We start from the raw sequence: 14,075 nt of genomic DNA, 5'->3' as shown, positions 1-14,075 counted from the left end.
TGGCCGAAGACATGCGCCCATTCGAGAAACTCGCCGTCGGCGGCCATCTTCTTGAAGCTGTCGGTGTCGACGAAATGATAATGGACCCCGTCGATTTCGCCGGGACGCGGCGGGCGCGTCGTCGCGGAGACCGAGAGCGCGATATCCTTGTCGGCTTCGAGCATCATGCGCGAAATGGTGGTCTTGCCCGCGCCCGACGGCGACGAGAGGACGAACAACACGCCGCGGCGGTTCAGGTGGACGCTTTCAGCCATGGGCGCTATTCGCCAAAGCTGCGCCAGTGGTCAAGCGCGAAGGGGGCGGGGCATGGCAGGAATTTCACGAACGGGCTGGCTGGTCGCAGCAGGACTGGTCGCGCTGCTTGCCGCCATATTGGTCGGCATGGGCCGGCCGCCGATCTGCCCATGCGGCACGATCAGCCTGTGGCACGGCACCGTCCAGTCGAACCAGAACAGCCAGCAGATTTCGGACTGGTACAGTTTCAGCCATGTCATTCACGGCTTCATCTTCTTTGGCGTGCTGCGCTGGATATTGCCGCATCGGCCGCTGTGGGTGCCGCTGGCGATCGCGATCGGCGTCGAGGGCGCATGGGAAATTCTCGAAAATTCGAGCGTCATCATCGACCGTTACCGCGAGGTGACGATGGCGTTCGGCTATTCGGGCGATTCGGTGCTCAATTCGGTCAGCGATACATTGTTCATGGTGCTGGGCTTCGTCGCCGCGAGCAAGATGCGCTGGTGGGTGACGGTCGCGCTCGCGATCGTGTTCGAGCTGTTCACGCTGTGGACGATCCGCGACAATCTGACGCTCAACGTCCTCATGCTCGTCTCGCCCGTCGAGGCGATCAAGGAGTGGCAGGCGGGCGCCTGAAACAGCGGGGTCCCTGCGAAGGCAGGGGCCGCTGTCGGCTTGTCACTTGAGCGCGGCCTTAGGCTGCCCGCGGCCCCTGCCTTCGCAGGGGCGACGTGCTTTTAATGGATCGCGGTGCTGCGCCCATTCGAGTCCACCGGGATCGCGGGCGGCAGGGCATCGCCGATCGTCTGCCCGTCGGTGGGTATTTTGGCGGTGCCGGCATAGGTATCGACCACGCCCGCATTCGCGAGTTCGGGGTCGAGCGCATGCGCCTCGGCCGCCGCTTTGCGCGCTTCGGAGCGCTCGGCCCATTTCTTGGTGAGATAACCCGCCGCGACGGTGGCCGCGAGCACGGCGTAACGCTGGGGGAACAGGCGCCGCGCCGCGAAGAGCGTGCCCGCGCCGATCACCGCGCCCGCGAGGGGATGATTGCCTTTCTGGCGTCCGATGGCGCTGCCAAGAACACCGCCTACGATGCGACCGATCATCTTCACTCTCCTTCCCCTCATCAATCCGCGGAAGGCGCCGCGGGTTCCGTTCAGCCCTCCGGCCCGAGCATCGCGCGCGGGTCGACCACCCGATCAAACGTCGCGCTATCGACATAGCCGAGATCGAGCGCGGCTTCCTTCAGCGTGCTGCCCGTTTCATGCGCGTGCTTGGCGATCTTCGCGGCCTTGTCATAGCCGATTTCGGGCGCGAGCGCGGTGACGAGCATCAGCGAGCGGTTCATCAGTTCGTCGATGCGCGCGCGATTGGGTTCGATGCCGATCACGCAATGTTCGGTGAAGCTCGCCATGCCGATCGCGAGCAGCTCGATCGAGCGCAGCACGTTCGCCCCGATCAGCGGCTTGAAAACGTTGAGTTCGAGATGGCCCTGCAGCCCGCCGACGGTCACCGCCTGATGATTGCCGATGACCTGCGCCGCGACCATCGTCAGCATCTCGCACTGGGTCGGGTTGACCTTGCCCGGCATGATCGAGCTGCCGGGCTCGTTCGCGGGCAGGTCGAGCTCGCCCAGCCCCGCGCGCGGACCCGAGCCGAGCAGGCGGATGTCGTTTGCGATCTTAGTGAGCGCGACGGCGAGCGTGTTGAGCGCGCCCGAGAAGAAGACGAGCCCGTCGTTCGATGCCAGCGCCTCGAACTTGTTGGGTGCGGGTTCGAACGCGATGCCGGTGCTTTTCGACAGCTCGGCGGCGATCGCGACGTCGAATCCGGCGGGCGCGTTGAGCCCGGTTCCGACCGCGGTGCCGCCCTGCGCGAGCTTGCAGATATTATGCGCCAGCGCGCCCTCGATGCGCGCACGGCACGCGGCGAGCTGTTGGGCATAGCCCGAAAATTCCTGGCCGAGCGTCAGCGGGGTCGCATCCTGCAAATGGGTGCGGCCGATCTTGACGATATCGCCCCATGCTTCCGCTTTGACGGCGAGCGCGTCGGTCAGCTCGATCAGCGACGGCAGCAGCCGCGCCGTCGTCTCGACCGCCACCGCGACGTGCAGCGCGGTCGGGAAACTGTCGTTCGACGACTGGCCCATGTTGACATGATCGTTGGGATGGACGGGCGACTTGCCGCCGCGGGTCCCGGCGAGCGCCTCGTTGGCGATGCCCGCGATCACCTCATTGGCATTCATGTTCGATTGCGTGCCGCTGCCCGTCTGCCAGATCGCGAGCGGAAACTGGTCGTCATAGCGGCCGGCGACAACGGCTTCGGCGGCGGCGTCGATAGCGTCGGCGAGGCCGGCGTCGAGCCCATGGCTGCGATTGACCCGCGCCGCCGCACCCTTGATCCGCGCGAGCGCGTGAACGATCGGCAGCGGCATGCGCTCGTGCGCCGGGAATGCGAAATTGTGCCGGCTGCGTTCGGTCTGCGCGCCCCAATAGGCGTCGGCCGCCACCTCGATCTCGCCGATGCTGTCGCTTTCGATCCGCGTGCTCATGCCACCAGCATCCTCGTCACCAGAACCGATCCCGCCCAGATCATCGCGACCAGCCCCAGCATTTGCCAATATCCCCCCTCGCCGACGCGGCGGCGCAGCCATGCGGCGGCGAGCCATGCGAGCACGAGCGCGGGGGTCAGGATCAATACGCTAAAGCGCAGCAGGCCGTCGGCAATCTGTCCGCGCGGAGCATCGCCCTGTGCCAGGGCATAGCCTTCGCCCCCCCACCAGAAGGCGGCGGTGAGCACAACCATGCCCGCGAGAGCCCAATATTGCCAGAAACGGCTGGGGGGCCAGATGGGGCCGCCCACCGCGTCAGCGCTTCTTGCCGAAATCCACCGTCACGACGTTCGATCCATCCTCGGTCGTTACCTCGGGGCGATCATTGTCGGCTTCGTCATGGGGTTCGGGCTGGGTTTCGTCGTCGTCGCTGACCTGGAACTGCAGCCCGAAATCGACCGACGGATCGACGAAGGCGGTGATCGCGGCATAGGGAATGGTCAGGATCGACGGCGTCTGGTTGAACGACAGGCCGACGCTGAAATGATCGTCCTCGACTTTCAGATCCCAGAAGCGGTTTTGCAGCACGATCGTCATTTCGTCGGGAAATTTGGCGATCAGATGTGCCGGAATATCGACGCCGACGGCCTGCGTCTTGAAGGTGATATAGAAATGATGTTCGCCGGGCAGGCTGTCATAGCCGACGATCTGGCTGAGCACGCGGCCGACCACGGCGCGCAGCGCATCCTGCACGATTTCGTCATAGGGAATCAGGCTGTCGCGTACATCGTCACTCATGGGGCGAGGGGATGAACGCGCGCCGCGCGGGGGTCAAGAGGGGAGAGTCGCCTTGCGCTGTGAAAAGTGGGTGCTATGGGGGCGCCATGCGTACCGCCACCGTCCAGCGCACGACCAAGGAAACGGATATCGCGATCGCCGTCAATCTCGACGGAACGGGCGAATATTCGGTGTCCACCGGCATCGGTTTTCTCGACCATATGGTCGAGCAATTGTCGCGCCACTCGCTGATCGACATCTCGATGCAGGTGAAGGGCGACCTTCATATCGACCAGCACCACACCGTCGAGGATTCGGCGCTCGCGCTGGGCGAAGCGGTGGCGAAAGCGCTCGGCGACAAGCGCGGCATCGCGCGCTATGGCGAGGCGCACGCGCCGATGGACGAGACGCTGACGCGCTGCGTGCTCGACATTTCGGGGCGTCCGCATTGCGTCTATAAGTCCAGCTTCTCGCAGCCGCGGCTCGGCGAGATGGACACCGAGATGTTCCCGCACTGGTTCCACAGTTTCGCGCAGGCGGCGGGGATCACGCTGCACATTGAAATGCTGTACGGCGAGAATAACCATCACATCGCTGAAAGCATGTATAAGGCTCTTGCCAGGGCGCTGCGCCAGGCGGTCGAAATCGACCTGCGCAAGGGCGATGCCATCCCCTCGACCAAGGGTGTCCTCTAGGACCAGCCAATGAGCACCATTGCCCTGATCGACTATGGCGCGGGCAATCTTCGCTCGGTGCATAATGCGCTCGTCGCGGCGGGCGCCGACAATGTTGCCGTCACCGCCGATCCCGATGTCGTTGCGAAGGCCGACCGCATCGTGCTGCCGGGCGTGGGCGCTTTTGCTGCGTGCATGAATGGGCTTTCGGCGATCGACGGGTTGATCGGCGCGATGGAGCAGCGCGTGCGCGGCGAGGGCGCGCCCTTCCTCGGCATTTGCGTTGGCATGCAATTGCTCGCCGACGCGGGCGAGGAACATGGGCGCCATGCCGGGCTTGGCTGGATTGGTGGTACGGTGCGCGCATTCGATCCGCAGCCGGGGCTGCGTATTCCGCACATGGGCTGGAACGATGTTATCCCCACGTTCGCGCACCCGGTGATCGCCGCGGGCGAAGCCTATTATCTGCACGGCTATCATTTTGCCGATGCGGTCGATGTCGCCGCCACCAGCAGCCATGGAGCGAGCTTCGTCGCCGCGGTCGCAAAGGACAATATCGTCGGCGTCCAATATCATCCCGAAAAAAGCCAGGCTTACGGCCTCGCGACACTCGAAAGGTTCCTGTCTTGGCGCCCGTAAATTCTGGCCTGATCATCTTCCCCGCGATCGACCTCAAGGGCGGGCAGGTGGTGCGGCTTGCCGAGGGCGATATGGCGCGCGCGACCGTCTATGGCGACGATCCGGCGGCGCAGGCGCGGCTGTTTGCAGGCGCCGGGGCGTCGCATCTGCATGTCGTCGATCTCGACGGCGCCTTTGCGGGGACAAGCGTCAACGGTGCGGCGGTCGAGAGCATCATCGCGGCCTTTCCGGGCAAGGTGCAGGTCGGCGGCGGCATCCGCGACCGCGCCGGGGTCGACCGCTGGCTGGCGCTCGGCGTCGAGCGCGTGATCATCGGCACCGCGGCGCTGAAGGATCCCGAATTCGTCAAATCGGCCGCGCGGGATTTGCCGGGGCGGATCGTCGTCGGCGTCGATGCGCGCGACGGCATGGTCGCGACCGAGGGCTGGGCCGATGTGTCCGACGTGCGGGTCGAGGATCTCGCGCGGCGGTTCGAGGATGCCGGCGTCGCCGCGCTGCTGTTCACCGACGTCGGGCGCGACGGGCTGCTCAAGGGCTGCAACGTCGAGGCGACGGTCGCGCTCGCGCAGGCGGTTGCCATTCCAGTGATCGCGAGCGGTGGCGTCGCGGACCTGGGCGACATTCACGGGCTCCGTCCGCACGTCGCAAGCGGCATCGAAGGCGTCATCACCGGCCGCGCGCTCTACGATGGCCGGCTCGATCTGGCCGAAGCGATTGCGGCAGGAAATTCCCCTCCCGCTGGCGGGAGGGGTTAGGGGAGGGCATGTTTTACACGCCGACTCTTGACGACATGCCCTCCCCCAACCCCTCCCATAAATCGGAGGGGAGCAGATGACCGTCCGCGTTCGCGTCATTCCCTGCCTCGACGTCGCCGACGGGCGTGTCGTGAAGGGGGTCAATTTCGTCGATTTGCGCGACGCCGGCGATCCGGTCGAGGCGGCGCGCGCTTATGATGCCGCGGGCGCCGACGAGCTCTGCTTCCTCGACATCAGCGCGAGCCATCAAGGGCGCGGCACCTTGCTCGACATGGTGCGCCGCACCGCCGAAGTCTGTTTCATGCCGCTGACCGTCGGCGGCGGGGTGCGGAGCGCCGAGGATGCGCGCGCCTTGCTCCTCGCGGGCGCCGACAAGGTCGCGGTGAACAGCGCCGCGGTCGCGCGGCCCGAACTGGTCGCCGACATCGCCGACCGCTTCGGCAGCCAGTGCGCGGTCGGCAGCATCGACGCGCGGCGGGTCGATACCAAAAACGATCAAGCCCCGCGCTGGGAGATCTTTACCCACGGCGGGCGCAAGCCGACGGGCATCGACGCGCTCGAGCACGCCGTCCGCCTCGCCACCCTCGGCGCGGGCGAATTGCTCGTCACCTCGATGGACCGCGACGGCACCAAGGACGGGTACGATCTGGCACTCACCCGCGCGATCGCCGATGCGGTCAGCGTGCCGGTGATCGCATCGGGCGGCGTCGGCAATCTCGACCATCTCGTCGCCGGCGTGATCGAGGGGGGCGCGAGCGCGGTGCTGGCCGCGAGCATCTTCCACTTCGGCGAGGCAACGGTCGCCGAAGCGCACGCGCGGCTCGCCGCCGCCGGATTGCCCGTTCGCGCGCATTAAAATCCGCTCGCGGGGTGGCCATGCGGGGAGGCGGCTGCAATAGAAGCCCCATGACCCCCAAATTCCGCCTCGCCGACCGCACCAACGACATCTTCCCGATTTTGGGCTTCCTGGCCGCCATGGCGAGCCTCGCGATGCCGCTCAATGCCTGGCTGGTTGCGTTCATCCTCGCGGGCGCGGTCGTCGCGGCGGTCCATCATGCCGAGGTCATCGCGCACCGCGTCGGCGAACCGTTCGGCACATTGATCCTCGCGCTCGCGGTGACGGTGATCGAGGTCGGGCTGATCCTGACCTTGATGCAGGCCGACCCCGAAAAGGCGCAGTCGCTGGCGCGCGATACCGTGTTCGCGGCAGTGATGGTGATCCTCAACCTCCTGATGGGCCTGTGCCTGCTCGCGGGCAGTATCCGGCATCATGAACAGCGTTTCCAGCGCACCGGCATTGGCGCCGCGCTCGCGACATTGACCGTGCTCACGGTGGTGACGCTGGTGCTCCCCAATTTCACCTCGAGCGTGCCAGGACCCTTTTATTCGGCGACGCAGCTCGGTTTCGTCGCGGTGGTGTCGCTGATCCTCTATGCGACCTTTGCGCTGGTCCAGACGGTACGGCACCGCGACTATTTCCTTCCCGACGGCGATGCCGATGGCGACGGTGTGCCCGACGCGCACGCCGCCCCGCCGAGCGTTCAACGCACCGCGATTTCGGGCGCGCTGCTGCTCGCCAGCCTCTTCGCGGTCGTGCTGCTCGCGAAAAATCTGTCGCCAATCATGGGCGCGCTGCTCGCCGACTGGGGCGCGCCGCCCGCGGTGCTCGGCGTGCTGATCGCGGCGCTGATCCTCGCGCCCGAAGGTTTGGCGGCGGTGCGCGCGGCGAAAGCCGACCGGTTGCAGACCAGCCTCAACCTCGCATTGGGGTCGGCGCTCGCGACGATCGGCCTCACCATCCCGGCGGTCGCGATCCTGTCGATCATGACCGACCTGCCGATCAGCCTCGGGCTCGATGCCAAGTCGACCGTGCTCTTGTTCCTGTCGCTGATCGTGTCGGTGCAGACGCTCGCGAACGGCCGCACGACCGTGCTGCAGGGGGTGATCCACCTGATGCTGTTCGCGATCTATTTGTTCACGACTTTTGTGCCGTAAAGGTAGCGGTAGAAGGGTTTCACGCGAAGACGCGAAGGCGCGAAGAAGGTTCGGACCGATAGGCCATATTCTATCAAGCGGCGCAATATGACGCAGCGTGGGGATGACGGGCCGCTTCGCGGGAACACAAAATCTTCGCGTCTTCGCGTCTTCGCGTGAAACAAATACAATCGACGCTGCTATATGCTTAGGTCTTCCGGACGAACACCGTTCCCGCGCTATACCCCGCGCCGAAGGAGCAAATCAGACCGGTATCGCCCGCGGTCATATCCTCATGATGAAGGTGGAAGGCGATGATCGACCCCGCGCTCGACGTATTGCCATAGGTGTCGAGCACCGTCGGGCTCTCGTCGTCGCTCGCCTCATGCCCCAGCACGCGCTGCGCGATCAGCCGGTTCATGTTGGTGTTCGCCTGGTGCAACCACAGACGGCGCATGTCGCTGCCTTCGAGGTTCAGCACAGCCATCTGCTCGACGATCAGATTGGCAACCCACGGCACGACTTCCTTGAACACCTTGCGGCCCTCCTGGACGAACAGCTTGTCGCTCTTCGGTCCCGACTGGTCGATCCCGCCATGGCCGCGATTGAGGAAGCCGAAATTGTTGCGGATATTGTTGCTGAACTGCGTTTTGAGCTTGGTCCCGAGAATGTCCCAATGGCCCGCCGGCGCCAGGCTCTTGTCCTCGACAAGGATCGCGGTCGCGACGTCGCCGAAGATGAAATGACTGTCGCGGTCGCGCCAGTTGAGGTGGCCCGAACAGATTTCGGGGTTCACGACGAGCACGCTCCTCGCGTGCCCCGCGCGGATATAATCGGCGGCGGTCTGGATGCCGAAGGTGGCCGACGAGCAGGCGACATTCATGTCGAACCCGAAGCCGTCGATCCCGAGCGCGTCCTGGATTTCGACGGCCATCGCGGGATAGGGGCGCTGCATGTTCGATGCCGCGCACAGCACGGCATCGACGTCGGAAGCGTCGCGCCCCGCGCGCGCCAGCGCGTCCTTCGCCGCGAGAACGCCGATCTCGGCAAGGATCGACAATTCGTCGTTGCTCCGCTCGGCGATCCGCGGCGCCATATGTTCGGGGTCGAGAATGCCCGCCTTGTCGACGACGAAGCGCGACCCGATACCGCTCGCCTTCTCGATGAATTCGACGCTAGATTCAGTCAGTTCGGTGATTTCGCCCGCCGCGATGGCATCTGCATTTTCCCTATTGTGCAGCGCAACATAGGCGTTAAAACTGGCGACAAGTTCTTCGTTGGAGATGCGTTCGGCGGGGGTGAAAAGGCCGGTTGCCGAAATGACCGGCTGCGGTGTGTGCGACATGAGGCTCTCGTGTGTCTTATCGATTCAAGACACGCTGATTAGGCTTCGCCGCGGCATCGCGCAACGCCCCCAAATTGCCTGAACGATCGCTAACGTCATGGTTAACCCGCCACTAACCATTTTGGTGGCAGACTGTTTGATGCAGGCCTCCGGGGGGATGGCTCCCTGGGCGCCGTGCGGGAGCATGACCATGGCGACGCGTTCGGGACCGGCAGCAGGCGACCTGTCGATATCGGAAATCAAGGAATTTGCGGGCTTTCCCGCGGCGACGCAGCGCTACATTCGCCGTTCGCTCGATATCGGGCTCGAACGCGACGACGCGATTTCGCGCTGGTCGCGCGACATGGTCGAGGAAACCGCGATCCGCGTCCAGGCACGCGTCTATCAGCGGCTGGGCGAGGTCCGCGCGCATATTCCCGACGACAGCGGGCTCGACGCGCTCGAACATTTCATGGCGCCGCTGATCGCGGTGTCGGCGTTCGACCTGGGGCAGGATCGCCTCCACGCCTTTGCCCCCTATCGTTTTCTCTACGAACGGCTGCTCGGCGCGCATGCGCGGCCGTGGTTGCCCGGCGCCTTCTGCGCCGCCGCGTCGCTGCCGCACCTGCATCCCGACAAGCGCAAGCTGCTGCTCCAGTCGATCAGCGAAGCCGCCGCGACCGCGCCCGGCTGGTCGGCGCGTGAACCCAGCTTCTATCCCGAATGGGTCGACAAGATCGACGAGACCAGACCGGCGAATTGAACCGTCCGTTTTGGGGTGGGGAGCTGACTTAAAGATCCTCCCTGCGGCGAAGCCGTGGGGAGGGGGGCCGCCGCGAAGCGGTGGTGGAGGGGTGGCAACTTCGCGTCATAACCCCTCCGTCAGCGCTCCGCGCTGCCACCTCCCCATCGCTGCGCGACAGGGAGGATCTTAGGCCGCTTCCGGTCGAAACCCGCCGTCAGGCCATCAGATCAGTGCTCGGTACAGCCCGAATGCGCTGGTCGCCGTCAGCACGATGCCGACCATAACCAGCATGACCTTGGGGGAAAAGCGCTTCGCCATATAGGCGCCAAGCGGGGCTGCGGCGACGCCGCCGATGATCAGCCCCAGCGTCGGGCCGAGGATTTCCTCTAACCCCAGATTGGCGATGAAGGCAATCGACACCGCGACCGCGAGGAAAAATTCGACGCTGTTGACCGTGCCGACGATCTTGCGCGGTTCCCCGCCCTGGACGAGCAGGTTCGAGGTGACGACCGGTCCCCAGCCGCCGCCGCCGGCGGCGTCGAGGAAACCGCCGACGACTGCCAGCGGCGCAACGACTTTGGGCTTGGAGATTTTCGGTGGATAAAGGAGCCCGCGCACGAGCAGCCACACGCCGATCAGCACCAGATAACCGAGCACGAACGGTTTCACCACATCGGCGTGGAGCGACGTCAGGACATAGGCGCCGAGGACGCCGCCGATGACGCCCGGGATCAGCAGCCGGAAGAATAGCGGCCAATCGATGTTGCGATGGAATAAATGGCTGAGCCCCGACGCGCCGGTCGTGAAGATTTCGACGACATGGATGCGCGCCGATGCGGTTGCGGGCGGCACGCCCAGCACGGCGACGAGCAATGTGTTGCAAATGACGCCGAACGCCATGCCGAGCGCGCCATCGACGAGCTGCGCCGCGAAACCGATAAGGATGAACGGCAGGAGCGCGGTAAAGTCGATAGCCGCAAAATCAATCATCATTCATCCCAACCCTTTTGATTGACAACCTGCTGCCGGGATTCTTTGCCATGCGCCAGCCCAAATTTTCTGCTGGCGGCAAAGGGATTTGTTTCTGCGCCTGATCGAACTCTTCCGGACCGGGGTCAGCCGGTGACGTCGTCGGGCAGGTTGTCGCGCACATAATCGATAAAGGCGCGCAATTTGGGCATCACCTGCTTGCGGCCGGGATAATAGAGGAAGAGGCCCGAGGTCGAACAGGCATGGTCGGTGAGCACCAATTCGAGTTCGCCCGATTCGGCCATCGCCGCGGCCATCGGTTCGGCCATCATGCCCATCGCGACGCCGGAACGCATCGCCACGATCGCGGCGATCCAGTCGTTGACGATGATCGGGCCGGTGACCGCGACGTCATAATCGCGGTTGCCGCGTTCGAAGGTCCACGGCATCAGCCCGCCGCTCGCAAGGCGGAAACGAACGCAGCGATGGTCGCGCAAATCCTCTGGCGTCCGGGGGCGGCCATATTTGTCGAGATAGGCGGGCGCCGCCGCGACGACGAAACGAAACGGCCCGGTCAGGCGGACCGCGATCATGTCGGCGTCGAGCGCTTCACCCATCCGCACCCCCGCGTCGAAGCCGCCGGCGCTGAGGTCGGATAGCGCGTCGTCGGCGTAGATTTCGAGCTCGATCTCGGGATAGGTTTCGCAAAAGCCGGCGATGATCGGTTCGAACAGCGGCTGGACCGCGCCGCGCATCAGGTTGATGCGTAGCCGCCCCGCGGGCCGGTTGCCGAGATTGCGCGCCGCTTCATAGGCATCGGCGAGCCCGGTATAGGCCGGCGCGGCGCGTTCGAGGAACATCTCGCCCGCCTGGGTGAGGCCCACGCTGCGCGTCGTGCGCATGAACAAGGGCGCGCCGACGCGCGCTTCGAGCGCCTTCACGGTCTGGCTGATCGCCGACGGCGAGACGCCGAGGTCGGCGGCGGCGGCCGAAAAGCTGCGCCGCTCCGCAACACGCAGGAAGGCTTCGATCCCGTCGAGCGCCCCTTGGGGGATTGTTAAATCCTGCTTCAAAGCACTTGCAGATTATAGAGGATTATCTATCTGCGCAACCGCGACTAAAAAGGTTGCACAAAGAAACGAAAGGAACCTCTCCCATGGCCTATCAGCTCTCCTCTTATCGCCGCTTTCCCGCCGCTTTTGCAATCGTCGCCGCTTCGGCGCTCGCCTTCACCGGCCTGATGGCGACCGCAACCCCCGCTTACGCCCAGTCGGGTAGCGATTATCGCTGCGCCGGTCTGGCCGAACAGGCCCATGTCGCCGCCGGCGGTGTCGAAGGTGCCAAGCAGTCGAGCGCCAAGCGCTTTGTTTCGACCGGCAAGAAGCTGTGCGAAGCGGGCAACGAACGCGCCGCCGCCAAGCAGTTCCGCGCCGCGCTGAAGATCGCCGGCGTCGCCGAAGTCGAAACCGACAGCCAGATGGCCTCCCGTTAATTTGGCGCGCTAAGACAGGCTGACACCAATCTCCGGACCGTCCTCTCCCTCTCCCCGACGGATCCACATAACTGGGGCGGCACTCGACACGAGGCCGCCCCATTTGTTTGTGCGCGATGCATGGTTTAGGGTGACGCCCATCATGTCCGGAAAGAAACCCGACCGCGACAAGCCTGTCGACCGTTCGGCCGCAAAGCCGGCCGTGCCGTTCTGCCGGTACGAAGAACTGGCGATGCGTGAAAACCGCCTGCGGCAAGCGGCCGCGAAACGCGAGCCGGGCGTTTAGGGTCAGAACCCGCCTCGAACGTGCAATTAGCGGGTTCTGACCCTAAATCCGGCGGTAGCGGAAATACCAGACCTCGTGCCCGTGCGCGCGCGCCTTGGCCTCATAGCGCGTCTCGGGCCAGCCGCCGGGACGGACCTGGAAATCCCGCGAATCCTGCGCCAGCCATTCGAACTGGTGGCGATGGCGGCGCATCACCATCAGCGCGTGCTGAAGATAGATGGGGTGGTCGGTGCCGAAGCGGAACTCGCCGCCCGGCCTCAGCTTCGCGGCGATCAGGTCGAGCGGGCCGTCGTTCATCATCCGCCGCTTCGCATGGCGCGCCTTGGGCCAAGGGTCGGGGTGGAGCAGATAGGCGAAGCTGAGCGCGCCATCGGGGATGCGGCGCAGCACCTCCAGCGCATCGCCGAAATGAATGCGGACGTTGCCCAGCGGCAACCGCGCGCCCCCCTTTTTGGCGAGATGGGGATCGCCCGCAACATGGACCAGTGCCTGCGCGACACCGTTGAGAAAAGGTTCGGCGCCGATGAAGCCATGATCGGGGAGCATGTCGGCGCGGCCCGCCATATGTTCGCCGCCGCCGAAGCCGATCTCGAAATGGAGCGGGCGGTCATAGCCGAACAGGCTTTCGGCGGTAACCTCGCCTTCGGTGGGCACCGCGATCTGCGGCAGTAAAGTATCGATCAGATCCTGCTGGCCCGCGCGCAGGGGCTTGCCCTTTGAACGGCCGTAGAGGCGGTTGATCGTCGTCGGATCGCCGGGCTTATGTGCAGTCATGGGGCGCGCCCTAGCCGCGCGACCGGGCGGCGGCAACCCGCCACCCGGCACAATGCGACGTCGAATGCGCTTCAGGCGGCGAGCGCCGCCTTGAGCCGGTCGACCAGGTCGGTGCGTTCCCACGGGAAGCTGTCGCCCTCCGCCGTGCGGCCGAAATGGCCGTACGCCGCAGTCTGCTTGTAAATCGGCTTGTTGAGCCCGAGGTGGGTGCGGATGCCCTTCGGCGTCAGGCGCACGAGCTGCGGGATGACCGCTTCCAGCTTGCCTTCGTCGACATTGCCGGTGCCGTGCAGGTCGACATAGATCGACAGCGGCTCGGCGACGCCGATCGCGTAGCTGAGCTGGATCGTGCAGCGGCGCGCGAGGCCCGCGGCGACGATATTCTTGGCGAGATAACGCGTGATATACGCCGCCGAACGGTCGACCTTGGTCGGGTCCTTGCCGCTGAATGCGCCGCCGCCATGCGGGCTCGCGCCGCCATAGGTGTCGACGATGATCTTGCGGCCGGTCACCCCGGCGTCGCCATCGGGGCCGCCGATCTCGAAACGCCCGGTCGGGTTGATGTGATAGACGGTGTTCGCGGTGAGCAGTTCGGCGGGCAGCACGTCGGCGATCACGCCGAGGACGTACTTGCGCAGCTCGGTATATTTCGCTTCGTCGCCTTCGCCATTGTGGAAATAATAGCCCGGCGCATGCTGCGTCGACACGACGATCGCGGTCGCCTCGACCGGACGCTCGTTGGCGTAGCGCAGCGTGACCTGGCTCTTGGTGTCGGGCTCGAGGAAGGGCGCGGTGCCCGCCTTGCGGTCGGCGGCCATGCGCTCGAGGATCTTGTGGCTGTAATCGAGCGTCGCGGGCATCAGGTCGGGGGTCTCGTCCGA

The 14,075-nt window shown here is 65.2% G+C and carries 19 protein-coding genes; 9 read left to right on the top strand and 10 right to left on the bottom strand.

The genetic code is table 11. From position 1 onward, the window contains the following. Positions 1-254, bottom strand: a 254-nt coding sequence (locus VJ811_RS14275; protein ID WP_414711953.1) for a guanylate kinase, incomplete at its 3' end; no start/stop codon positions are given. Between the two features lie 52 nt (positions 255-306). Here VJ811_RS14275 and VJ811_RS14270 point away from each other — a divergent pair. Beyond that, on the top strand, positions 307-870 hold the full coding sequence (locus VJ811_RS14270; RefSeq protein ID WP_324073474.1) for a DUF2585 domain-containing protein: 564 nt from the start codon (positions 307-309) through the stop codon (positions 868-870). Positions 871-971: 101 nt separating this feature from the next. Here VJ811_RS14270 and VJ811_RS14265 read toward each other — a convergent pair whose 3' ends face one another. Genes VJ811_RS14265 through VJ811_RS14250 form a run of 4 tightly spaced genes read right to left on the bottom strand, consistent with a single transcriptional unit; the run spans position 972 to position 3,583 of the window. Beyond that, a complete protein-coding gene (locus VJ811_RS14265) occupies positions 972-1,340 on the bottom strand; it encodes a hypothetical protein (protein WP_324073472.1) in 369 nt (122 codons plus the stop codon). 50 nt (positions 1,341-1,390) lie between these two features. Beyond that, positions 1,391-2,785, bottom strand: a complete 1,395-nt coding sequence (gene fumC / locus VJ811_RS14260) for a class II fumarate hydratase (RefSeq protein ID WP_324073470.1) — start codon at positions 2,783-2,785, stop codon at positions 1,391-1,393. Further along, on the bottom strand, positions 2,782-3,096 hold the full coding sequence (locus VJ811_RS14255; RefSeq protein ID WP_324073468.1) for a hypothetical protein: 315 nt from the start codon (positions 3,094-3,096) through the stop codon (positions 2,782-2,784). The genes fumC and VJ811_RS14255 overlap by 4 nt, the downstream gene beginning before the upstream one ends. Positions 3,097-3,100: 4 nt before the next feature. Beyond that, positions 3,101-3,583 carry an SspB family protein gene (locus tag VJ811_RS14250; RefSeq protein WP_037516578.1) on the bottom strand — a complete coding sequence of 161 codons (483 nt, stop codon included), beginning with the start codon at positions 3,581-3,583 and terminating at the stop codon, positions 3,101-3,103. 86 nt (positions 3,584-3,669) lie between these two features. Between VJ811_RS14250 and hisB the strand changes: the two genes are divergently transcribed. The 5 genes from hisB to VJ811_RS14225 all read left to right on the top strand — a co-directional run bounded on the left by hisB (position 3,670) and on the right by VJ811_RS14225 (position 7,625). Then, positions 3,670-4,257, top strand: a complete 588-nt coding sequence (gene hisB / locus VJ811_RS14245) for an imidazoleglycerol-phosphate dehydratase HisB (RefSeq protein ID WP_324073462.1) — start codon at positions 3,670-3,672, stop codon at positions 4,255-4,257. 9 nt (positions 4,258-4,266) lie between these two features. Next, positions 4,267-4,875 (top strand): imidazole glycerol phosphate synthase subunit HisH, encoded by a 609-nt coding sequence (gene hisH / locus VJ811_RS14240; protein WP_324073460.1) that lies wholly within the window; start codon positions 4,267-4,269, stop codon positions 4,873-4,875. Beyond that, positions 4,863-5,630 carry a 1-(5-phosphoribosyl)-5-[(5-phosphoribosylamino)methylideneamino]imidazole-4-carboxamide isomerase gene (gene hisA, locus VJ811_RS14235; protein WP_414711952.1) on the top strand — a complete coding sequence of 256 codons (768 nt, stop codon included), beginning with the start codon at positions 4,863-4,865 and terminating at the stop codon, positions 5,628-5,630. Before hisH ends, hisA begins: the two co-directional genes overlap by 13 nt. A 76-nt stretch (positions 5,631-5,706) precedes the next feature. Next, positions 5,707-6,486 carry an imidazole glycerol phosphate synthase subunit HisF gene (gene hisF / locus VJ811_RS14230; RefSeq protein WP_324073457.1) on the top strand — a complete coding sequence of 260 codons (780 nt, stop codon included), beginning with the start codon at positions 5,707-5,709 and terminating at the stop codon, positions 6,484-6,486. 50 nt (positions 6,487-6,536) lie between these two features. Then, complete coding sequence (locus VJ811_RS14225; RefSeq protein WP_324073455.1) at positions 6,537-7,625, top strand: ionic transporter y4hA; 1,089 nt, start codon at positions 6,537-6,539, stop codon at positions 7,623-7,625. 187 nt (positions 7,626-7,812) lie between these two features. Here VJ811_RS14225 and VJ811_RS14220 read toward each other — a convergent pair whose 3' ends face one another. Then, complete coding sequence (locus VJ811_RS14220) at positions 7,813-8,949, bottom strand: beta-ketoacyl-ACP synthase III (protein ID WP_324073452.1); 1,137 nt, start codon at positions 8,947-8,949, stop codon at positions 7,813-7,815. 190 nt (positions 8,950-9,139) lie between these two features. Here VJ811_RS14220 and VJ811_RS14215 point away from each other — a divergent pair, with 190 nt between their 5' ends. Next, the gene (locus VJ811_RS14215; RefSeq protein ID WP_324073449.1) at positions 9,140-9,691 is read left to right on the top strand and encodes a hypothetical protein; all 552 of its coding nucleotides are present in this window, start codon (positions 9,140-9,142) and stop codon (positions 9,689-9,691) included. Between the two features lie 204 nt (positions 9,692-9,895). Here VJ811_RS14215 and VJ811_RS14210 read toward each other — a convergent pair whose 3' ends face one another. Both VJ811_RS14210 and VJ811_RS14205 read right to left on the bottom strand, forming a co-directional pair. Beyond that, positions 9,896-10,663 carry a sulfite exporter TauE/SafE family protein gene (locus VJ811_RS14210; protein ID WP_324073476.1) on the bottom strand — a complete coding sequence of 256 codons (768 nt, stop codon included), beginning with the start codon at positions 10,661-10,663 and terminating at the stop codon, positions 9,896-9,898. A 125-nt stretch (positions 10,664-10,788) separates the two neighbouring features. Then, complete coding sequence (locus VJ811_RS14205) at positions 10,789-11,715, bottom strand: LysR family transcriptional regulator (RefSeq protein WP_324073448.1); 927 nt, start codon at positions 11,713-11,715, stop codon at positions 10,789-10,791. 83 nt (positions 11,716-11,798) lie between these two features. On the opposite strand from VJ811_RS14205, the gene VJ811_RS14200 reads away from it, so the two are divergent. Further along, complete coding sequence (locus VJ811_RS14200; protein ID WP_324073446.1) at positions 11,799-12,134, top strand: hypothetical protein; 336 nt, start codon at positions 11,799-11,801, stop codon at positions 12,132-12,134. Between the two features lie 142 nt (positions 12,135-12,276). Beyond that, complete coding sequence (locus tag VJ811_RS14195; protein WP_324073444.1) at positions 12,277-12,420, top strand: hypothetical protein; 144 nt, start codon at positions 12,277-12,279, stop codon at positions 12,418-12,420. Between the two features lie 42 nt (positions 12,421-12,462). Here the strand turns inward: VJ811_RS14195 and trmB are convergent, their stop codons facing one another. Next, complete coding sequence (trmB, locus tag VJ811_RS14190; protein ID WP_324073442.1) at positions 12,463-13,194, bottom strand: tRNA (guanine(46)-N(7))-methyltransferase TrmB; 732 nt, start codon at positions 13,192-13,194, stop codon at positions 12,463-12,465. Between the two features lie 71 nt (positions 13,195-13,265). Beyond that, positions 13,266-14,075 (bottom strand): methionine adenosyltransferase (metK, locus tag VJ811_RS14185; RefSeq protein ID WP_324073440.1); only part of this gene is annotated, 810 nt, incomplete at its 5' end.

The organism is Sphingopyxis sp. (assembly GCF_035250425.1).
In the GTDB taxonomy this organism is placed as follows: Bacteria; Pseudomonadota; Alphaproteobacteria; order Sphingomonadales; family Sphingomonadaceae; genus Sphingopyxis.
This window is presented reverse-complemented; position numbering and strand designations above follow the sequence as displayed.